Annotated in this window: 17 protein-coding genes and 3 pseudogenes; 7 read left to right on the top strand and 13 right to left on the bottom strand. The window is 56.0% G+C overall.

The window, feature by feature from the left end; all coding sequences use genetic code 11:
* Window positions 1–118: 118 nt before the first annotated feature.
* The 7 genes from P0D84_RS02950 to P0D84_RS02920 form a co-directional block, all read right to left on the bottom strand.
* Window positions 119–412, bottom strand: a complete 294-nt coding sequence (locus tag P0D84_RS02950; RefSeq protein WP_408332303.1) for a hypothetical protein — start codon at window positions 410–412, stop codon at window positions 119–121.
* A gap of 84 nt (window positions 413–496) precedes the next feature.
* Window positions 497–1,060: a hypothetical protein gene (locus tag P0D84_RS02945; RefSeq protein ID WP_408332301.1), complete on the bottom strand. Its 564-nt coding sequence runs from the start codon at window positions 1,058–1,060 to the stop codon at window positions 497–499.
* A 4-nt stretch (window positions 1,061–1,064) separates the two neighbouring features.
* The gene (locus P0D84_RS02940; RefSeq protein ID WP_408332299.1) at window positions 1,065–2,048 is read right to left on the bottom strand and encodes an ADP-ribosylglycohydrolase family protein; all 984 of its coding nucleotides are present in this window, start codon (window positions 2,046–2,048) and stop codon (window positions 1,065–1,067) included.
* Between the two features lie 25 nt (window positions 2,049–2,073).
* Window positions 2,074–2,889: an alpha/beta hydrolase family protein gene (locus P0D84_RS02935; RefSeq protein WP_408332297.1), complete on the bottom strand. Its 816-nt coding sequence runs from the start codon at window positions 2,887–2,889 to the stop codon at window positions 2,074–2,076.
* A gap of 215 nt (window positions 2,890–3,104) precedes the next feature.
* Window positions 3,105–4,919, bottom strand: coding sequence for a hypothetical protein (locus P0D84_RS02930; protein WP_408332295.1), 1,815 nt, complete (start codon window positions 4,917–4,919; stop codon window positions 3,105–3,107).
* Between the two features lie 526 nt (window positions 4,920–5,445).
* Window positions 5,446–5,931 carry a hypothetical protein gene (locus P0D84_RS02925; RefSeq protein WP_408332293.1) on the bottom strand — a complete coding sequence of 162 codons (486 nt, stop codon included), beginning with the start codon at window positions 5,929–5,931 and terminating at the stop codon, window positions 5,446–5,448.
* Window positions 5,932–6,117: 186 nt separating this feature from the next.
* Window positions 6,118–6,738, bottom strand: coding sequence for a recombinase family protein (locus tag P0D84_RS02920; protein ID WP_408332291.1), 621 nt, complete (start codon window positions 6,736–6,738; stop codon window positions 6,118–6,120).
* A gap of 1,039 nt (window positions 6,739–7,777) precedes the next feature.
* Between P0D84_RS02920 and P0D84_RS02915 the strand changes: the two genes are divergently transcribed.
* The 4 genes from P0D84_RS02915 (at window position 7,778) to P0D84_RS02900 (ending at window position 11,427) form a co-directional block, all read left to right on the top strand.
* Window positions 7,778–8,638: a hypothetical protein gene (locus P0D84_RS02915; protein WP_408339918.1), complete on the top strand. Its 861-nt coding sequence runs from the start codon at window positions 7,778–7,780 to the stop codon at window positions 8,636–8,638.
* A 488-nt stretch (window positions 8,639–9,126) separates the two neighbouring features.
* Window positions 9,127–9,387, top strand: coding sequence for a hypothetical protein (locus P0D84_RS02910; protein ID WP_408332289.1), 261 nt, complete (start codon window positions 9,127–9,129; stop codon window positions 9,385–9,387).
* Window positions 9,388–10,569: 1,182 nt separating this feature from the next.
* Entirely contained in the window at window positions 10,570–10,767 is a 198-nt protein-coding gene (locus P0D84_RS02905) for a hypothetical protein (RefSeq protein ID WP_408332287.1), read from the top strand.
* Between the two features lie 399 nt (window positions 10,768–11,166).
* On the top strand, window positions 11,167–11,427 hold the full coding sequence (locus tag P0D84_RS02900; RefSeq protein WP_408332285.1) for a hypothetical protein: 261 nt from the start codon (window positions 11,167–11,169) through the stop codon (window positions 11,425–11,427).
* Window positions 11,428–11,477: 50 nt separating this feature from the next.
* Here P0D84_RS02900 and P0D84_RS02895 read toward each other — a convergent pair whose 3' ends face one another.
* Window positions 11,478–11,741: a hypothetical protein gene (locus P0D84_RS02895; RefSeq protein ID WP_408332283.1), complete on the bottom strand. Its 264-nt coding sequence runs from the start codon at window positions 11,739–11,741 to the stop codon at window positions 11,478–11,480.
* A 336-nt stretch (window positions 11,742–12,077) separates the two neighbouring features.
* Between P0D84_RS02895 and P0D84_RS02890 the strand changes: the two genes are divergently transcribed.
* The 3 genes and pseudogenes from P0D84_RS02890 to moaC form a co-directional block, all read left to right on the top strand.
* Complete coding sequence (locus P0D84_RS02890; RefSeq protein ID WP_408332281.1) at window positions 12,078–12,803, top strand: hypothetical protein; 726 nt, start codon at window positions 12,078–12,080, stop codon at window positions 12,801–12,803.
* Window positions 12,804–13,099: 296 nt separating this feature from the next.
* A complete protein-coding gene (locus P0D84_RS02885) occupies window positions 13,100–13,738 on the top strand; it encodes a hypothetical protein (protein ID WP_408332279.1) in 639 nt (212 codons plus the stop codon).
* A gap of 248 nt (window positions 13,739–13,986) precedes the next feature.
* A pseudogene (moaC, locus tag P0D84_RS02880) lies at window positions 13,987–14,082 on the top strand (cyclic pyranopterin monophosphate synthase MoaC); the annotation flags it as partial.
* A gap of 69 nt (window positions 14,083–14,151) precedes the next feature.
* On the opposite strand, the gene P0D84_RS02875 reads toward moaC, so the two are convergent.
* The 5 genes and pseudogenes from P0D84_RS02875 to P0D84_RS02855 all read right to left on the bottom strand — a co-directional run bounded on the left by P0D84_RS02875 (window position 14,152) and on the right by P0D84_RS02855 (window position 21,666).
* The gene (locus P0D84_RS02875; protein WP_408332277.1) at window positions 14,152–15,936 is read right to left on the bottom strand and encodes a PglL family O-oligosaccharyltransferase; all 1,785 of its coding nucleotides are present in this window, start codon (window positions 15,934–15,936) and stop codon (window positions 14,152–14,154) included.
* A gap of 126 nt (window positions 15,937–16,062) precedes the next feature.
* Window positions 16,063–17,067: pseudogene (locus P0D84_RS02870) on the bottom strand (group II intron reverse transcriptase); the annotation flags it as partial.
* Window positions 17,012–18,742, bottom strand: coding sequence for a recombinase family protein (locus P0D84_RS02865; protein WP_408332275.1), 1,731 nt, complete (start codon window positions 18,740–18,742; stop codon window positions 17,012–17,014). The gene P0D84_RS02865 and the pseudogene P0D84_RS02870, both read right to left, overlap by 56 nt.
* Before the next feature lie 324 nt (window positions 18,743–19,066).
* A pseudogene (locus P0D84_RS02860) lies at window positions 19,067–19,789 on the bottom strand (reverse transcriptase N-terminal domain-containing protein); the annotation flags it as partial.
* Window positions 19,790–21,042: 1,253 nt separating this feature from the next.
* Complete coding sequence (locus P0D84_RS02855) at window positions 21,043–21,666, bottom strand: pilin (RefSeq protein ID WP_408332273.1); 624 nt, start codon at window positions 21,664–21,666, stop codon at window positions 21,043–21,045.
* Window positions 21,667–21,687 lie beyond the last annotated feature (21 nt).

Below are 21,687 nucleotides of genomic sequence, written 5' to 3'. Positions count from 1 at the left end.
CCCGCTACGTGGACAACTTGTCCCAATCTTCACCAAGCATCCATCGCAGCGCGGAAAGTTTACCGTTAGTCAGTCCCCACTCGAAGTCGGACCAAGGTCCGAAGTAAGCGCATGCGGCTTAAGATGTCCATCGCCGTCCAAACATGAAGCCCGATGACGCGACAGCGAAGGCAAGCGCCCATCTAGGCAAAGACTGGATGGCATGGATGTCCATCACGCCAAGGCCGATGACGGGAAGAATCGTGCTGGCAGCGATCCCGACAAGGGTCCTTACCATTAGCCGAGCGATGGCGTCGGTCAACCATCTTTGCGTGAAAACACCGCGTGCTGGTATCCGAGACAGGACCGAAACCAAGCCACCCGCAAACGCCCAGATCAAAACGTCCGGCGGCGCGGAGTTCGAGATAGTCATGGATGCTCTCCCTTGTTTGACTGCCCGCAGTTTCCCGCAGCCAATCGGGATCACACCAACACACTCCGCGCCGAAATTCGTGTTTTACTTTTTCTCGTCGTTGAGAATTGAACGTCCTGTGCGGCGTGGAAGCGGTATCGTGCTGTGACCCAACCCGAAGATTTGCATCGGGTCCTTTGAACGCGGCAATCCCTTCACGAACTGCCCGCTGGTTTTGTAGATAGCTTCCACGTCCCTACGGCTGGCTTCGATGCCGCGCTTACTAAGCCCGTCACAGACTCTGTCGAACATGTCATCTGGGGACAGAGAAGCGCCATCCAGCCGCGTATTCTGCAATTCAAGCAGTACATCCTTCTCAATTCGCGCCCGCCGAGCGGCCCGCTCCCGCATGGACTGCGACGGACCATCCCAACCGAACGCTTCATTGAAATCCTTCAATTGCCCTTGATTCAAGCGACCCTGAGCGTCTAACAGGGCGTCGGCGGCCCAATCCGGCATGACGGCTTGAAACCGGGCACATAGATAGACAGTTTCGATGAGCGCACTCCGTTCACCTTTTTCGAAATGTTCACGCGCCATTTCCATATACCGAAGTATGGCTTCATCACCCCACATGGCTTCCTGCACGGCCTTCGACAAAGTCACCATTGGTTCACCTGACATTGAAAGGCGACCCGGCTAAGACCGGTTCGACAAGATGGAAGCCACGAAGCTGTCTCAGCCATCGCTCAGGGATTCCGTCGATACCGTACTTGATTCCGGCAAGACCACATGCGACTGCGGCTGTCGTGTCAGTATCGTTTCCGAAGCTGATTGCAGTCCGGGCCACATCTTCAAACGACCCTGCTTCCATCGCCTTCCGCGCCGACCAGATCGTATCAAGGACGTATCCGGTCCCGCGTGATTCATCGGTCTTCGGGAAGCTTCTAAGTACGTCCAGTTCGCAGAGAAACGCCCTTCGTGCCGTTTGGTCGGACCACTCGGCATAGATTTTTTCGAGACGTTGGTCGGCTGATGACCAAGGGTCTGCAAGGTCGTGCAAATAACCCCTTGCGACAAGACAGTAGAACGCGCAGACAACCAGTGAACGCGGGTGTCCGTGCGTTACCATCGACTGCAAATGTGCATAGTGAACCAACTCGCCATCGGGACCGGTATGCCACAAGGCAAGCGGCAGGACCCGCATCAGTGACCCATTGCCGTTATCCATGACAGACGCGCCGCCCGATTCACGTGGTGACGTACCGTCGCGTAACCTGAGTAACGCGTCGGCTGTCTGAATACCCACATCGAACACATGTCCATCAACCGCAAGATAACCGTCGTCCAGCCATCGCAGCAGCCGTTCGGCGAAGTCGGTCAAGGAAAACTTCCCGCATTCGCGCAAGCTTGCGAGTAGGCAAAGGGCTTGTGCACCATCGTCGGACCACGTACCGACCGGCACACCGGCATGTGACCGCCTGAAGCCGACAGGCGTTGTCATCTCAATCTGATCGCGTGGCGGAATCTGTGTAGGCTTCTTGAATTCAAACCCTACGCCGACCGCATCGCCGACCAGTAGGCCGACAAGCCCACCAAGTTCGGCATCGAACTGACGGTTCTGTATCAATGAAGCGAAACCATTCTTATTTGTCAAATTCATTCCCCCGACTATGCATAGGTTAACGGGACACGCTGGCCGCCAACCAGCCATTGATGTCGCCAAGAACTTCGTCTTCAATTCCAAGGAAGCCGTGCGGTGAATGTCCACCGCAGTCAGTCACCCTGTCACCGCCACCGCCTGTCGATTCGACGGCGACAAGGTCGAAGTGATTCCTGTCAGCCAGCCGCTTCGCACCGTAAAACATTGCTGCCGGACAAGCGTCGTGACGATTGGAAACGACCAGCACGCGGACCTTGGTGCCGTCTGCGTCAAGGCCGGAAACACCGGCTTTACCGTACCGGGCGATAGACACAGGTGATGTCAGCACAAATGCGTCTGCAAGATCAGGATTACGTTCGAGCGCATTTCCGACCAAGGTCGTTCCCCGACTCGTACCGACCAGCGCGATTCTCGACGAAGGGAAACGCTGCCGCAGTGCTTTGATTACCGCTGCCACATCCCCGAACGCGTCCTTTCCTAGACGAAACCCGTCGTCAATCCCATTCGCGTAATCAGACGGCGTGTCGATCAGTACAGCCGCGTCACCCTGCCGAACCCAATAAGCAGCCGTTCGGATGAGAAAATTCCCGCGAAGCGTAGTCGGGCCATCTGCTGTCAGGTGCAAAGCGCCGTCGTCACCGGCGAAAAGAACGATGACCCACGCCGGAGTTGCGCCGGATGTTTCGATATACAGACTTTCAGTCACCCCATCACGACTCGGCACGGTCACCAGTTCACCCGATGGAGCAGCCGCAATGCCTGCCAGCCTTTCTGGTTCTGCGGCCCAAGACTTGACTGCAAAAAGAATCGCCAACCCCACGACAACGCGCTTCATGATGCCTTGTCCGTGAGTCGAATGTTCATAATGCCGTCCTTCAGCCGCCAACAGTCAACGAATGCAAATTTCATAGCAAAGAGTCGCTTCATCGCTTTCCCACGGTTTTATGATGCCCGGATCAATACCGACATCTGAAGAAAAAGCGGGTGATTCATTGTCACCCGCCATGCAGCCGCTGACATGAATCACCCGCAGATCGGGAAGCCCGACGTTCAGTCCTGATACTTCCAGATGTTGTAGTACGTCGTCTGACCGACGTTCCAGTACAACTCAGCCAGACGTGAGCCACCCGCCTGAAGCGCCGGGAACTGGCAAGCAGTCGCGCACTGCTGGATACCTGTTTGACTCATACCAGCCGTTACGGACGACGAGTATTGTCCTGAAGCTGCAAACGTCGCCGGACCCGGCCACCATCCATCGACTTCACCGGTCGTCACACCCGTGCCCGGAACCGCCTGAATCTGCGTTCGCGACGCCAAAGGCGCGATGTTCTGATTATTGAAGAGATTCGACCACGACAGGCTGACCGAAGATTGGGAACCTGCGAGCGCGCCGCTTGGATTAAGGAAGTCATTCTGAACACTGGACGCAAGCGTCTGCCACTGAATCCCGGTACCTACGGCTGCGCTGATAGGCGGGGTCGTATTAATAACGGTCATCGGCTGCCCGATCTGCGCACCGGTCGAGTCATAGAACGTAACGGTGTACGGAGCAAACTGTTGCACCGTGGAAAGGTCAATCGGCGACGAAGCGTAGAACCCACGCCTACCGTTCGGCGGGTTGTATGTCCCTGTCGCACCGGCGACCGCTTGCCATGACCAACGATATAGATTTGTGTTCGAACCTGAAGTCAGGCCACCGGTCGGCACACTCGTCTGGACGGTGGATGTCAGTGCAAGCGTATTGTTGCCTGTAGCGGCACGCGGTACGAGATACAACGTACCGTTAATGCCGGGACCCGTTACTGAAGCGGACGCAAGGTTCGCCGGATTCGGTCCGCCGACCGGGATGCTGATCCCTAGACCCGACTCATACCGGCTGAACTGTGCGTTAGTCGCATCAAGGAACTGCCAGCGGCTCAGATACGAAGAGATTGTGGCGTTGTACTGCTGCTGGTTTCCGATGATGTCCCACGTATTGCTACCCGTTTGCTGAACGACCGTCACAGCAGTCCCGGCCACCCCACCGCTGGACGTGTAGGGGATCGAAATCAACGCTTCTTGCGTGCCGCCCGCACCCTTCAGGAATTCAAGGGTTTGCGGCGTCCCGATAGTGACGCCTGTGGCTGCAATCTGCGGATGCGCGTCCGCGAAGGCGGTAAAGCCGTTTTCTTTGTATTTCGCATCAATTGCTTGACCGCACGCCGCTGCCGTTCCCCCAAGGCACTGTGTAAGTTGCGCAACAAGCGCCGTCAGGTAATTCGCCGCGACAGGTGGCGCAGCAAGCGGTGCGGACACCGACGTGCTTTGGTTCAGGGTAATGCCGCTCGATGGCGCTGCTGACGAAATGAGTTGGGTACCGCCAGTCGGCGCGGGAACGACTTGCACTGCGTCAATCACGGCGTCCGCACCGCTCTGATTCGGCGTGAACACGGTGCCCACCGGATCGAACGATGCAGCGCTCAGCCCGTTAGACGGAAGGATAGTGGCAAGCGCCCCATTGAGTTTGGCGATGGCACTTGTCACTGAAGCGGTCTGCGCAAGGGACGATAAGCTACCGCTGCCAGCAAGTTCTAACGCGTTGCCGCTGGTCGTCAGGAGTGCCGCCACCGCCGTTGTCAAGGTGGTGACGTTTCCGATCACAGGTGCTGTCGTTCCTTTGGGTATGGTGGTGACGACCGAAGCCAACGTCGGATTCACGCCGGTGGGATCGGAAGCGACAATCAACAGCGGAGCGGTCAGCCCCGCCAGAGAGATTGTGTAGTTGCCTGAAGCGTCACTGGTCGTGCTTGCGCTATTACCCTTCGCATCTATTACCGTGATGTTAGCTCCGGCGACACTACCACCAACGGCCACGGTCCCGGACATGGCGGTCGGCGTTGCGTTGCTGGTGGTCGCGGTTGAACTTCCGCCGCTACCGCCGCCGCATCCTGCCAATATAGACACCGCCAACGCGACTGCTGCTGTGCGTGGGAACCCCGATTTAATGTGATGGCTTGACGCCCATTTTCGATTCATGAAAACCTTCTTGTCGTAATACTTCAATGAAGAACAGCCTGCAACGAATGAGAACTGACCGCTATGCGACCGTTCTCGTTAGTTGCATCGATGTGGTGATTAACCAATTGTTTGTTGGCCCCGTCTGAATTTCGCCATATCGGAAAGCGGCCAATTCTCACCACCATAGTTTTGGAAAGCAAGCAGCTTCAATCGTCTGATGAGACGCCGAACCACACATCTCATCGCCGGTATTGCACGCTTGCGACTTCTCGGGCAGCCAATTTTCGACCAACGCGAACTGGACGGATTTTCAGAAGACGGGGACTGACGAAGTACACCGCTAGAGCGGACCCCGTCAATCCAGACCAGCGGCCTTATCCATAGGAGCGTGGCGTCAACGAAGCGTGAAGGTATAGCTCACCGTAGATTCGGGCCACGGTGTCGGCAGCATCTCACCGGCCAAGAAGATGCCGCATCCGTACTTCTGGTACAGCATCGCAAGCGCAAAAAGGGGTGCATAGACAGGCGGACCGCCCCTTCTAAAGCCGATGTAAGTCAGGCCATCCGCATGTGCACCAAACGCGCCATGGACCATGCGATAGAACTCGTCGCTATCGGTCGGACAACCATTGTCATCAGCGATCAGGGACACATACTTCCAACACCGGGCGTTCTGGTCGTTCTCGTACAAGCCCGTCAGATCGATATCGTCCCGATAGTCGTCCGTGATCTCGATGCGAACGCGTGGCGGTACATGGCGATCTAGATACATCGGGAAGTGAACAAGGTCGAAGGAATGCTTCGTGAGTTCTTCTTTGCTGGCCTTTCCGATGTTGCCGAATGGTATGGACACGCGTGCGGTGCCGTTGCTGTCAGACATGACAATTTCTCCGTTTTAGCCGATTCGACAATTTCGTCAGGGACGGCAAGCTGGATACAAATCCCCCCAATCCTTTTCCCAATCCGGGCCGGGGACTAACCGGTTGCAACAGCGCAAGGGTACCGTAGTGGAACATCGCCAAGCAAGCACCATTCGGTCCCAGAGCGGTGCCTGAGACCCACGACTTCAAGCAGCTTCCTGCTTCACCTGTTGACCAAGTCGCGACAGCGTCGAACGCGAACAACCGGTCGCCGCGATGATGTGGTTCCAGCTATCACCACGACGCAGCATTTGCATGATGGCCGCATTGCGCTGGACATCAGGCTTCCGACCGCGATAACCGCCTGATTCTTTCAGCTTGGCAATGCCCTGAGCCTGTCGCCGCCTACGGTCGTCATAATCCTTTCTCGCGATGGCAGCCAGCATGTCCAGCAACATGGAATTGAGCGCATCAAGCATTCGACTGGTGATGTCATCCGCCGTGGTCGCCATGATCCATGATGTTGGAAGGTCGAGTGCGACGACCCGAACGCGACGGGATTGAAGTTCAGACTTCAGCTTCTGCCAGTCGTCGCTATTGAGACGCGACAGCCGGTCCACTTGCTCAATCAACAGGATGTCGCCTTCATGCGCATCCGACAGCAACCTGAATAGCTCTGGTCGTTGCAGTGACGCACCGGATTCGTTCTCGGTATAGAAGGCTGCGATGTGAAGACCACGCTCCTTGGCAAAGTCGATCAGATCGTTCTTGGCACGACCGGCGTCCTGCTCTTTTGTTGATGCCCGAAGATACGCCCTGACGAACATAGATTACCCCACCGGTTCGATTTGACTAGTTCGTATAATATCGGTTCGATATGGGTTGTGTCAACCGATATATCGAACCACGATTAGAGCGGTTTCCATCAGGTGTACCCGTTTGGAACCGCGTTTGGGTAGGGCGTGACTGACAAACGGTGACCATTGGATTTGAAAGCAACATGACCCCAACAAGAATCGTGCCAGATATGGACAAAATGGACCCGTTTGTGATATAATGCTTTTTCCGTCGATTCACTCGGTTGTTGATGAGTGGGTTAGACCGGCCTGCATGTCCATCGCCTGTCCAAGAAACGGCTTTCTGCCGATTCCGCAAAATCCGACGCTGCATTGTGCAATTGAGCGACGGCACCTGATTTGTTTCGTCGTTGATCTTTGAACTCATATCGCCGCTGATTTCTGCTGGTAGTGAGTTGTCATTGAAGGACTGCGTCCCGCCCATGCGGCGGAACGAGTGACTACAGGCCGAAGTTGTGCGCCAATGAGTACAAGCAGAACTGGCGGACGCGTGACTTGTCCATCAGCAGCGCCGGTGATCCGTGGCTGTGGAACACATGAGAAGGAACAAGTCCCGTCAAATCACATGGCAGTGCATGAATTCGACGGCACGCAGTGACGGCGATTCAACTAAGGCCGCAGGCCGAAGTTCGATCCCGTCCACATGTCGCCGGATGAGATTCAATGTAGTCCAACGAAGAACAAATAGGAAACAACTAGGCTCTCGCTCTTCAATCAGGTCCAGATGTCGCGGCAATCAGGTCTTCATTAAATAACGAATCCAACTCGTCCGCTACCGCGTCCGAGTACGTCGCTGCCCTGTGCAGCGCAGGCCATCACGTCGAACTGGTTTCTTCAAATAAATGAAATCAGATAAGAAAAAGACATGTGACCGACTAAGAAAAGATAAGTAACCAACTAGGAACCGACTATCCACAAGACTATGGTTCACTATTCTGTCAATTTGACAGGGTTTCGAGGGGGTGTTCGCTCGCCCCGTTATGAAAGGAGATTGAAATGACAATTCACCATGACCGGGGAACTTCCCCACCATTCACAAGAGAACAACGAAGTGTCAACACGAAACATCAAAAGCGAGATCAAGGACGCGGCATCGGTCGAAAAAAATCTTTACCAGTACGTGGACAAGGAACTTGATACGGTTGCGTCCGGCAAGTTCCTGAAAGTACAAATCAAGGTCATCCCGGAATCACAGTTCCCCATGTGGGCGACCACGTTTGCATCGATGCTCTGCGCCAATCCAGAACTGGCGAACCTGACGAACAAAGAACTTGCAGCCCTGATCGAAAACGAGTCCGGGGAAACGGGCTTCAATTACACCATCATTTCGAAGAAACTTAGTGAAGGTCAGCGCCATCACGCGGGTGAAATTCTTCGAAAGCATGGTTATGCCACCGACACGTTGGTCAAAGGTACGGACATCAAACGGATCGTGAAAGACGACGTTCGCACCGAAGCCCTGAAAGACGACGGCGTGGTCTTCCATGCGGACGGCGTGTCGATGGGTCGCAAGAGATATGCGTACCGGCAACGCGCCGTCACGCCGAGCGGTAAGCCGTGGCATGACTTCTGTATCCGCCTTGCTGGCGATGACACATCGCTTCAAGCCTTTCTCGCCGCACGTACAATCGGCATCAACGACTTTGTGAGCCGCGACGAAGCTGCCCGCGCTACTGCCAGCCCAGAAGAAGCCGCACGGCGTCACAAACTGGAGCGCCAAGCGACTGAATCGCGCCGACTTACGAAAATCATGTCTGCCGATGGCGCAAATAGAAACGGCGCTGGTGCCATTGCTGATTTCAAAGCGATGCATACGCCGGACCGGTGCCTGCAATGGACATCTGACGGATTGATGGCCTGCGCCCAGTGATTGCAGAGTCGGCAACCGACGCACCATTGCACCGGACCATTGCAATGCACTGCCGCGACTGTTCGCCCGGTATGTCCATTTTCATACAATCGCTCGGCGCTACAGTCGGCACTATTGCCGTCCACTGACCGGGACGTCCCTGCTAATGAACCACAGTGTGATGGATACCGAGACTATGCCGACACTAATACTCAGTCTCGTAGGCCAGCAGTGGAACAGGTGGTCAGTAGCGTACCAACGGCTATTTCAGCCCGTACTGGTATCAGCTTTACCATTCAGTCCGCTGATACCATCACCGGCAACACCATCACCGGCTACCATTACTGGTAACACCATCGCCAGCTACCCGTACAGCGGTCACACCCAGCATGATCGTCTACCTGCCGGTCTTCATACCCGTCGCGATCCCACACCTTGCGACATGTGCCGTTACCCGGTAACGTAGTCGCACGGAGTGTTACCGGGTAACGACGATAAGGAGAAGCGGGATGGCACAGACAACAGCAGAGCGACAGGCCGCCTATCGTGCAAGGCGCACGACTGCGGGCACGGACGGCAACGGAGAGCGGCGGCTGGACATGTGGGTGACAACTGAAGCTGATCTCGCGCTCGCACGGCTGGCACGCCGTTACTCGGTAACGAAACGGGAGATGCTTGAGCGGCTGGTGGTGCGGGCGGACGCCGCAATCGTGCGCAGGCTCGATCCGGTCTCGGCAGAATGGGATGTCTACTTCAGCGATACCCGATAGCTCATCAGCGTTACCGGGTAACGGACCCACTTCCCTTGCGCAGCCGAGTTTCCAGCAACAGACCCACCCCCAATAGTGAGCGGTACCAGTCGGTCTGCCATAACCGACTGGACGCTACAACACTGGTCAATCAGCCTGACTACCATTGCTACAGTGGCCCTTACTTCTTGCCAAAGCGAAAGTTTATGAACTCAGAGTCAGGAAATAGAATAAGATTCTTGCGTTAGCCATTTTCATCGTCTACTGAATATCAAGCGACCGTGTAACCACATGACCAATTGGGGATAAGTAATGAAAAAGTCACTAATAGCATTAGCAATTGTTGGTGGTTTGTTTTATATTTCAACCACTTCAGCGCAAATCAATTGCACACAAATGGGAAATACGACTCAGTGTGACAATGGGATGACCGCTACTCAAATGGGCAATGTGACGCAGTACAGCAATGGAACGACTGCTACACAGATGGGTAACACTACGCAGTATAGCGACGGGGTCACTGCTACCCAAATGGGTAATACCACGCAGTATAGTGATGGGGTCACTGCCACCCGAATGGGAAACGTTACACAATACAGCAATGGTAGAACTTGCACCCAAATGGGTAATATGGTTCAGTGCAACTAAAACAAAAATCGAAATAACCATAGGCACCTTACATAGGCGCGGACCAGTGAAGCATCACTCGGTCTACCATTGCAACAGTGGAACCGGACTGTTGGTCGCCGAGACCACTACCAATGACTACCATTAGCAGGCCGAGTATCAATGGTCAGTCGGCGATTGGTGGTACGACCGGGCACTGCAACAGCGTGCAATCAGTCTGCTTACCATTGGTACAGTGGGCCACCGTCGCATGTAATCCAATGATGGACCGCTCAGTACCATTGCACGACCGGAGTATCAATGGTTGGCACCACCACTGCATGACGGGCGCGTGACACTTCATGTACGGGTAATTACCAAGAAAAAAAATTCCGCACAACGGTTTCGCGAAGTTAGTATATTTCCTCTAAATAATCACTACAGATGTCCGGTGCCGCGCAAGGTTCCGGGAGAACGCATCCCCACGCAGCCTTAAGTTACCGAACGGTGTGCGGTCGTCAATATGACGATGACACATCCGTCTCTGGCAGACAGCCATAAGCTTGGAATCGCTTCGCACCAAGGAGACAGACACGCATGTTGAGTCCGCATGAATTCACCACGCTGATGCTGGTCAGAGACGCGTCCGATCAGATCGAACCGGACAGCGCGGAGCTTCGCACCCTGCTGGAACGTCAACTAGTGATCGTCGAACTGCTGCCGTCAGGACACCGGCGACTTCGCACCACTCTGCAAGGCGACACCGTCCTGCAAGCTATTTCGCGGATCCACTGAGCGCACTCCGCTTGGCCTGTGAGAGACGGCGGGTCTGACGGGACCGACATCACGGTTACAGGTAATCATCGCGGCAATTGAAGGAAGGCAAGCGGTCAGCGACTGCGGACCGGACCTAACAATGGAGATTGCAATGGGCGAATCGTGGCTGGGAATTGTGATCGGTACTTTCGTGCTAGTAATTGCCGCAACCGCCGTGATCGCCCACTACCGTCGCGAACGTCGTCGTGCGGAGTTGCTCAGGAACCTAGATCACCACGACTGGTGCCGCTGGCCCCGATCCCAACGGTGATGGCTTCCTAAACGACAGCGTGATAAGCCGCGTACAAGACCGTCCGATCCTTACGACCTTGGATCACTGACATCACACAAACGATAAATAAAAACGGCGAGATGGGTATGTCAAGACAGGCACACTCGGAACAGGAATTGGCTCATATCCAGACAATGATCTTTCAGTTGGAACATCTGGATAACATCCACAACGCCCTACAGGCGAACATCGTAATGCAACCGGACTACTGGCGAACGCGCATTCTCGCAGTGCTTGCACTCCCCAACATGCCGACTTACATCCAGAAGCAGGGTTCGGCACTTCTGGCGAGATTGGAGCGGCTCCACGCAGCGTCGCGTGTTGCTGCCAGACACGACCGGAATTAAGCGCACCGCCAAACAGTATCCGACCTTCTATCAATCGCGATGGAGTAGTTTCACGGAACGAGTGTGTCATCCACTACTCGCTGACCCGCGCTATACCCTGTCATGACAGCATCAGGTTCAGTCGCGAAGGGCCGCTGGTTGTCTGCCGTCAGGCGTATTGGCGCAACCGTTGGACGAGTAGCGCCCAACCTTCGAATATGCACGACCGCTATAAAGCCGCGTGGTGGCAACAACCAGACGTTCCCGGAAGCTTCCCATACCGTTTCAAGCTCTACGGCGATCTCGAAGCCCTTGTAGGTGTAGCTTCTGTTCATTGATGCACTCGATTCACGACCTTGGGGCCGTTCGATTCTATCGCCGATCAGATCGTCAACGCGAGTGAGATTCCCGGTTGCGGCGACTGTCCGTCACCAACTGAAACGGTTAACCGTATCCGCAACTGCGTGAGTTATCCAACCCGTGAATTTTGCATCGGCGCTACAGTCCGGTCACAGTCTTCCAGTAACATATTGTCACCATTACTATGCGTTCGCTGATCTTACGAAACCTGTCAGAAAGCATACAAATGGTCGCGTGAAAAATGCACTGCTGATCGTTTTCGCCTATTCGTCCGACAGCCATTGCACACAAACTAGACATCGGGGAATGCTTTGAAGAAGAAAATAGCAGTTGCCGTACTTCCGGTTCTGTTCGCCGGTTGCGTCGCAGACCTGCCGATGACCCAGACCGCTTCCGGCTATCCAGAAGGAAATTTTTCAAACACGACGCTTGAAGCGGTTGAAAACAAACTGATCGGTGCGTGCTCGCAAATTGGTGCGATGGTCACTGAATCCAGCACAAATCAAGTCGTCTGCGGCAAAACAATGGAAGGCCAGTCATCGGTGCTAACACAATTGCTCCTTGGCAACGCATCCAGCACTACACCAGTAGATAAGTTGCGTTTCGTGATGTATCCGACCGGCTCATCAGTTCACGTCACGGCGTATCAATGGGTCGAAACGCAAATGGCGTTCGGCCAAGTGAACCGAGCGGAGTTGAACGGCAATAAGCAGCGCTACGATCTTCAGCAATTGCTCTACAAGTTTGGCGCGGACGATCCCGCTTCGGGAGCGTACAGCAACGAATCGCGAGTCGTCGCTCTGGAAATTCTCAATGAGAAGCAAAATCCAAACGAAGGCGTAGGCGAAACTTATTACGTCAACGTGCCAATTTGCGATGTGCGTCCGAAGCCGGATGGGTCGGTGGAAGAGCAATACCACCAAGGTGATGCACTGAAAATTTACGCCAGAGAGAAGGGTTATGCCCGAGTTTCTCCCGATGGAGCGCCGCCCCAATGGGTGGTATTCGAGCTGCTCAAACCTACCAGAGATAACTGACATCGATGGGCCAGACGCAGTCGCCAAGCCACCATTCATAAGTTATGCGGGATTTGCGCCTATTGTATCTGGCACAAGCGCAAATCCCGCGCTTATTCATCGGATAGCCGAAACTCTTTATGTCGCATCACTGCGCGAGTGATAGCCTGTCAAACAACACAACCATTGGCGATGGGCCAGTCACGGAAATTTTCCATAGGCGACATCACGCTACCAATCCATCAGCCGATATTACATGTTAAAAATATTCACGTTAAATTCATTATCTTTGGCATACCGATCCCATTGCATAACTCATGCAAATTGACATCATGCACCCACCAAAACTCTTCCGATATTCAGAAAATAAATGGTTGGAACGCTCTCTTAATTTTGGGGAATTTCGCCTTCGACCGGCAAGTGACTACAAAGAGCACGAAAACGATCTTGCACGACACGATGATGAACTCGTTCGAATAAGCAAATCTCCGGCAAGCGCTGTCACCATTACAGTGAAAGCCACGGGAAATCATATTAGACCAATCGGCGATATAACCTACCGATCAGCGGTAGGAACAAATTATTTGACAGTATGTTTTTCGGATCGGTGGGATGAACAGTTATTTGATGAGTTTCCTAACACCGACGCATGTCTAGTTATCCACAACGTTGAGGAATTCAGCGATCGCTTTCACAATGCAGTAAAATTAAAACTGCCGCATTGGGCTGGCATGGACGCTCCCGTTGTATATGGCGGAAAAAGTGAGTACGGCCCCGTTTTTTCAAAACCACCCCAATTCGTCACTCAGCATGAATGGCGGTTTGCATGGCGACCCGGCATACGTATTGAACACGTCGAACCGGTCATAATCGGCATTGGCAGCATTGCAAATATCGCGGAGATCCGTGAAGATCCACGCCATAAGCTCTCAACAGAAAGTAAATCTATAATCTGATCCGAATTCCTGGAGGATAGTGTCAACATCGGCTTCGAGAGTTTGTGCGTCGCCACGCTTCCGCGCATGTCCAAGGATACGGCGGATCGCGTAAACTTACGGCTGGCGTTGGAAGCGCAGATTTTTTTGTTCCAATTCTGCTCCAACGCCGCTCCACTCAACCAACTGGATTGGTCGAGATCGAATGCTGCGGCGCTCGTAAGCCATTGATTTATAAGACCGTCACGCAAGGCTATGAACGGCATCCAGACATGTGCAAGGCGGTGGATCGCGGGATGACGATCACCGATGTGAAGGTGCTGGAGAAGCACGGCGGGAAATCGGGGGATTGGGTGGCGGGTTGATGATGGACAACGTCATCGCCCCGCTCCGCCGCTAAAGCTGCGGCTAAGGCTACAAAACGGCAGAGCCGCTCAATCCTCGTCGCTGTCGTCGTCCTGATTGACGTCGCCCGGCGGCGTGCCGTAGCGCTTGACCAATTCCGCCTTGAAGCCGGTCAGCGTCTTCTGCTCATCGCACAGTTCATACAGGTAGGCCAACTGCGAGGGCCAGTCCTTCAGCTCCTGAGCAAAGATCTTCAGGCGCTCGACAGTGTCGAATGCCCCCGCCGTGTCACCGTTCAATGCCTGCAGCACCGCGTACCGGCGCAGGACGGTTTCACCCGGCAGCAGTGCGATCGCCTGCTTGTGCATGGCGAGTTTGTGCTGCAGATCCATCGAATTCATCGGCAGCAACGTCGCGAGGCCGTACTCGCCCCACGCCTGGAACAGGAACGACGGCTCCGCGCGATACTGCTCGGCAGGACGTGAGCCGTAGTACAGCACCTCGGCGCGCGCATAGTCGCGATACACCGGATACAGCGCGGCCGCGCCGCCGAACACGACCACAGCAAACACACCGAACGACAAGCGGCCAGGCACGAGGCGCAAGGGCCGTGTCTCGAGCAAGCCGAACACGAACATCGCCGGCAGCAGGAAAAACATGTACTGCTGCGGATACTCGACCAACGCATGCATGACCAGCACGCCGATCAACGCGATGCCGAACACGCGTGCTGCGCTCTGCGGCGCGCGGACCACGCGCACCAACCACGTGATGAGGCCGAATAGCACGATCGCGAGGCCGATCAAGCCGGTTTTCGCGAGCAGATCGATAAAGATGTCGTGCGAGTTGTTGGCAATCTCGACGCCGCCCAGCGACTTCGCATACGCGAACTGGTAGCTCGGAAACTCGCCCCAGCCGACACCCAGCAGCGGATGCGCCTTGAACATCGTCCAGCCGTACTTCCACAGCGCAAGGCGCGGCGCGATCTGGCCAGCGTCCTTGAAACGTTCCGCCGCGGACTGACCGAGTTCCAGGTGGTAGTGCACGTTGGCCCAGCGGATCAACGCGTTGACGACAAAGAACAGCACCGTCAATGCGATCGGGATCAGCCATTCGCGATTGCTGCGGCGAAAGTGCGACTGACTGCGCATCTGCGCGAAAGCCATCCAGAAACCCGCCACCACAATCACGCCCATCTGCAACCAGGGTCCGCGCGACACGGTCAGCGCGAGTCCAACGGCGAAAATCGTCGACACGAGCAACCAGATGCTGACGGCAAGCCGGCGTGTCTGCACGAGGTACAGCGCCCCTGCCATCGCGAACGCGATATAGGTGGCCAGGTGATTCGCCTGCGCCATATTGCCGAACGGCCGGCGCTCAACGGTATTGTTATAGGCGACGACCAGCGGCGTCACGCGCGCCTCGAGGTGAAACAGTTGGATCACCTGACAGAACACCGCAAACAGGCCGCCGACGATCAACGCCCCCGCCGCCCAGCGCAGCGCTGTTTCGTTCAGCTTGACGCGTGTGAACCCATAGCCGGCGTGCGTTGCCATGAATGCGGCGAGCAGATAACCGCCGCCGAGCCAGTTCATCGACGGCTGCGAGACCGGCAGCAGCACGGATTGCGCCACCAGCACCAGTCCGAACAGCAACGGCACCAGCGCGACAACCGGCGACGCAAACGTCACGCGCGGCCTCGCCGTCCACACCAGCAGCACGACACCCGCGCCCATCAGCAGATACAGCGCGAGCGCCGTGAATTCAGCGTAGAAAGTCGGAATCGGATACGTGTGGTTGACGACTGCATAAGGCAGCACCAACGCGAGAGCCATCAGAATGAGAGACAGGTAGCGCGCAAATGGGGTGGGCATCGAATAACCGGTGGACGTCAGGTAGGGTAGCCCCCCTTCCTTGCGGAAGAGGGGCCCCCTAAGAACCGTACGTGCGAGTTTCCCCGCATACGGCTCAAGCCTACATATTTCTTTTACAAAGCCCCGTCAGTGCAACGACGGAGCCGGCTTAGTTACCACAAGTTTACCAACGTGTACCTGCCGGTGGCAGTCGGGGTGCAGCAAAACCCTGTTGGACAGAGCGTCGGTCCCGCCATGCATCCGATATTCCAGATGATGGTCGTGCCAGCTTGTCTCGTTCGTCAGAGCCCAGCCACAGTGCGCACACAATCCACCCTGTGACTTGTACAGCGCCACCCATTGCTTGCGATAGCGCATCGAGTACTCCATGCGATCCTGCCGCAATTGCTCGCTGTACTGCTCCCACACTGGATCAAAAGGATTGAATTCCCCTTTGACCTTCCTGTGGCGCCTGATGTCCGTACCGCTGATCTGGTACAACTCAAGCAAACCCTTGCTGCCGTCCTCTTGAACTACGGGAGCGGCGGCGAACACCCAATGCCGATTGCCAATCGAGTGAAAATACTTCCGTCTCACCCACTCGGCGCTCTTGTGTGGATGCCTCCGCTTCGACCACCGCCAGAGTCGATAAAACACCAACGACTCCATACGGCTATACGCCTGCTTAGCAACTACGGGGCTGTGATATTGCGCCCAGCCTCGTAGCATCGGATTCAGCAATCGGATCAGCTCCTCCTGCTTTACCGCCTTGTGACCGCCGATCGTATCCGCCACCTTGCGGTAGAACGTCTGCACGTTCTTCCTGCTCGGCTTGATGAGTAGCGTCCCCGAGTACTTACGGAAATTCCACCCAAGGAAATCAAAGCCTTCGTCAATGTGGACGATCCGGGTTTTCTCCTCCGATAGTTGCAGTCCCCGTGTTTCAAGGAAGGCTTCTATCCAAGGCCGGACTTCCTGTTCCAGCATCTCTTTCGAGTCGCCGGTGATAACGAAGTCGTCCGCGTATCGCACCACATTTACTTTCAGCTTCTTCGCTTTCCCGATCCCAAATTTCGCACCAAGGTGCGCACTCAGTTCACGTTCCAGCCCGTTCAGCGTCACGTTTGCCAGCGTCGGGGAAATTACGCCGCCTACAATGTTGCATACTTTTCACTCCATCGTCTGAATCATTCGAATTCTCGCCTGCGAGGAGACCTCCGGGCTGCGGATCGATCCGGAATACGACGAGGATTTCATCTTTGTGGATTTCGACACGCTTGACCAGAGCCAGTACGATCTTGCGCTTCGTTGCGAGATCGATCGTAGCGAGTTTGTCCGTAACGGCACTTGCAAATTCCTCCAGCCGGTTGATGACCAGAAACAGTTCACTTTGAGCCACCCCGTGCTGCCGGGATTCCTGGATCTGCTGATCGACCTGCTCTAGCCGGTTCTTCAACTGCTGTATCTTCGGCTCGAAGTCCGTCCTGTCGATGATACCGTCGGCATAGCTGTCGATGAGCCGGGACTTGCCTTTCTCCAACTGAAGCCTTTGCCTTTCCAGGCTGGCCGTATCGAAGCCACTATTCTCATTGCGCTCCATCGCATCCAGTCGTCGTTCATATTCCTTCTTCAGTCGACTCGGATGCCTCAACAGATCCGCGACCTGCTGCCATACGAGGTCATCGAGACGATCCGTTCGCACTTGCAGGTTGTCGCAGATGCGTTGACCACCGAAGCGATAGGCATCGGTTCCGACACAGCGGTAATAAGCATAATCTCGCTGATGCCCCTTGGCCGCCGCCTTGCTGACTTTCTTGCCGTAGTACGCGTAACGGCATTGCCCACAAACAGTCAGCCCCTGAAGCAGGTAGATCGGCGCGTTCTGGCGGCGTTGGCGCGCCAGCTTGCGATTCTCGGCAAGCTGCTCCTGGACTGAATGGAACATCGCTTCGCTAACAATCGCCGGCACCGGGATTTCGATCCACTGCTGCGGGTCCGTGGATGTTGTCGAGTATGCCCTCCTTGGCACATCGGCGCTGTGGCGTTGGGTGCGCACGCGGACATGCGGCAGGCGATCACGAGACTGGGTTTTACCGAACGCGGCCCGCCCCATGTAAGCGGGATTACGCAATATTCCCCATACCACACTACGGTCCCAGTACAGCTTGCCGGATGCCGTCACCGTGCCCGCCTCGGCAAGACGACGAACCACTTCGCCTATGCTCAGCCGGTCCATCCCGATCCACTGGAAGATAGTCTTTACCGTCGCCGCTTGCGGTAGTTCAATCACGTACTGGGCCGGTGTCCCATCGAGCTGCTTGCGGATATAACGGTAACCATAGGGAGCCGTCGATAGCACATTCACGCTTCCGCGCTTTGCGCTATGAAGCTTACCGCGTCGATTACGCTCGGTGATCTTTGCCCGTTCGTACTCCGAAATCATGCCCTGCATCTGCAACAGCAGCGACTCTTCCGGTGTCGCGCCAATCTCATGATTGAGAAACACCACCTGCACGCCACACGCAGAGAACTCCTCCATCAGCAATGCCTGGTGTGCATACTTTCGCGCCAGCCGGTCGGGAGACAGGATGTACAGCCGATCAACCAGCCCGAGTGCGGCACGGTCCCTGAGTCGCTCTAGCTGCGGTCTGATCAGCGTCGCACCGCTTATCCCGGCGTCTATGAAGCACATGTCGTCGACAAGATGCGCATCGTCAGCGGTAATGCGCTCCCTCAGCGCGGCAATCTGGCTTTCAATGGTGCCGCGTTTGGTCTGTTGTTCGGAGGATACCCGCGCGTAGAGCGCGACCATTGCAGCGTTGCTCATCGCTTACCTCGCTTGATAGCCGCTCGCCGTGTCGCCACGGGCCGAACAGCGGATGGCTGTGCCGTAGCGCGTGAATCTATCGGACTGAGCTGCTCGTACGCCTTCTGCAGCTGTTCGCCGGCATACCGGTTCGGTTCAAAGGCAAGACGGACACGCCAGTTCTTACGTCGTCCTCGGGTCATTGTCGCGCCTCCCTGTCGGCGGGAGCGAGGGTCTCAAGGACGAGAACCGCATCGACGTCAGGACATCCTCTGGACCACGGCGCCAGACACTCCCTTGAAATGCGCAGGCCCCATTTTACCCGCGAGTTTGCTATGTTGTTGGCGGAGCTATGATGCCTCCCTGCGGCGTACCGGCCTCCGTCGCCTGTAGCTGCCCTTTGTAAATCAGGCCAGCCTTCAGCCATTTGCAGAGGATCACGCTGTCCATCGGGACATGGTTTTCCAGCCACTTATGGTTGATGTGGTCAAAGCATCCCTTGATATCCGCCTCAAGTACCCATTGCGCTGAACTGCGACGGGCCATGACAACGAAAATTTGAGACATGGCATCAGCCGTCGAACGGTTGAGCCTGAACCCATAGGAGTTCGGGTCACTCGTCGACTCTGCTACCGGCTCCAAGCCCAGCAGATACAAGGCTTGCATCGCCCTGTCCCGCATGGTGGGAATGCCCAGAGGGCGCTCCTTCCCATTGGCCTTGGGGATAAAGACCCTCCGTAAAGGCAGAGGCTTATATCCATGCCGCTTCAACCTGCCGACAGCAAGCCATCGGCTTTCAGGCGAGTCCCATAGCTCGCGATCGACTCCAGCCGTTCGCGCACCTTGGTTCTGCGTAACACGTCGCACCGCATACAGCTTTGCGGACAACGTGCGGGTCAGCATCCGTTGCAAGGCTTTCACCCTGCGCCAGTTACCTTCCCGCGTCGCCTTCGCAATTCGAATCTGCATCCCTCTCACGTTCCGCTCAATTCGACGCCAATCGATGGCGTGCCAATTGTCCGGCGCGTGGGAAAGCGCAGATCCGGTCTTTCGACCAGATACTTTCATGCTGCTCTCCTACCTTGGATTAGATCCCCGGCAGAAGGCGCATCTCCCCCAGCGGGGAAGACACACCCCGCTGGGGAACAACAGACACCTCAATATGAGCGCATGCACTCACATCTCGGACAAACTCCTCAATACGGGCGCATGCGCCCGCATCTAACCAAGTGACAGAGGGTAGTCAGCCGTCTTGCGACGGTAGACCAGACGGAAGTCTGCCCGCTTTCGCGTGGGGTGATGTTCCAACCCCTATCCGGACCGTTACAGCCCGACCTTCGCTTTGTCCGTCCTCCCATACCTGCACAATCAACAGCGTCCCTTACGGTTCGCTTGCCAGCCTGACTGCGCTGGCAACCATACAGGCTTACCACGTTCCCGGCATGTCACACGACTGACGTAGGTTCTGCCTCTTCCCCGGTGGCTAGGTGACGACGTAATCCGACGGTTGAGCGGATTAACCAGCCACGTACCTTTTGGTTAGAGCCCAATGTTCAAGCAGCTTTGGCTCTTCAGTGCTTACGAGGTTTATCAGCAGTTCACTTACGTTAACCCTATCAGCCAGCCTAGCTCCTCAACCCCCTTGCTGCTGGGAGTATCCAGATCGCTCCTCGCGGAATCGATCTGCCCGAAACATCCGAGGGCTACGTTGTCAGAAGAGCTTCACACCCCACCGTTACCAGTGACGCATGTCTTCTTAGGCTACTGCTGGTCGTACAGCAGGTTCACTATCCTCGCCGTACAGCTGACGAGGCCAAACAATGACACACCGAGCTTTCGCTCGTATCGGTTCGCGAATCCATTGCCGCTGACGGCGCAGGAATTACATACATCACTCCCCCCTGTCGGCGGAGGTGAAGCCGCTGACGGGGCGGAACCTGACGGTAATCAGGTCAATGCAATGCGAGCTCTCGGAGAATGTGCTCTACCGAGACTCGTATGAACGAGACCCGGCAAACCTCTACCGGCTCTCGCTTCGCTAAAAGAGATACCCCGCTTCTGAGCAGTTGCGTCGAGGGACTCACGCCCCTTCCCGATGCTCCACGTGATATCTTCGCGACCGGTTAGGCTCATACCGACGCCTCCTTTGCCGCTAGTCGATGCCCCTTACGTTGGGGCTACCCGGACACGAGCATGCGTGTCGCACCAACCGGCGCACTATACAAAAAAATTCTCCTGCTGTGCGCCGGCTGGGCTGAAATATCCCGAAAATCAGTGTTTTACGTCCGGATTACAACTCACCCGATCGGGCGTCCCACTGCTCAAGCACGGCACTCCGGTGGTGCAAGGTTCGACGCCAACGACGGCGCATCGGCAGGTGCGGGACCGGCGCCCGGCGCAGGCAACGAGGAGGCCGTTTTGCCGCCGGCGAAACATTCCCACGTGACCGCGCCCGCCTGTACGGCGCCCTTGCTCAACGCGATTCGCGCAGTGGGCGCGTCGGCATTGTCGGGCACCGACGGCACCATGGTCAGCGTGTTCGAACCAGCAGGCGCGACGCGCGTCGTGAACGCGATGGTGATCTGGCCGGTGTCGTCGTCGACGTGAATGGACTCGACGTTGCGGGTAGCCGGCGGCGATGCATAACCGCCGCCGAACGCATTGCCGCTAGCGGCGTTTTCGGACACCGCGAGCCGCGCGGACGCCGCCAACGAGAGACCCTCGCCCACCCGGCTGCGGGCCAGATAGTCCTGATACGCGGGAATCGCATAGGCCGCGATCACGCCGACAATCGCCAGCACGATCATCAGCTCGATCAGCGTGAAACCACGTCCAAAACAGCGGCAGGCATGGATGAGGGGCGCGCTCCAGCGCGCTCGTTCGAACGCGCTCCGGGGGGAAACCGCGGACAGTGAAAAAGGGGAATACGGCAAAGTAACGATCATCGGCAGGCTCCTGAAACGAAA

This window comes from Paraburkholderia sp. RL17-337-BIB-A (genome assembly GCF_046025895.1).
Taxonomy (GTDB): Bacteria; Pseudomonadota; Gammaproteobacteria; order Burkholderiales; family Burkholderiaceae; genus Paraburkholderia; species Paraburkholderia fungorum_C.
Note: the sequence above shows the minus strand (reverse complement) of the source record. Positions and strands in the feature narration are given on the sequence as shown.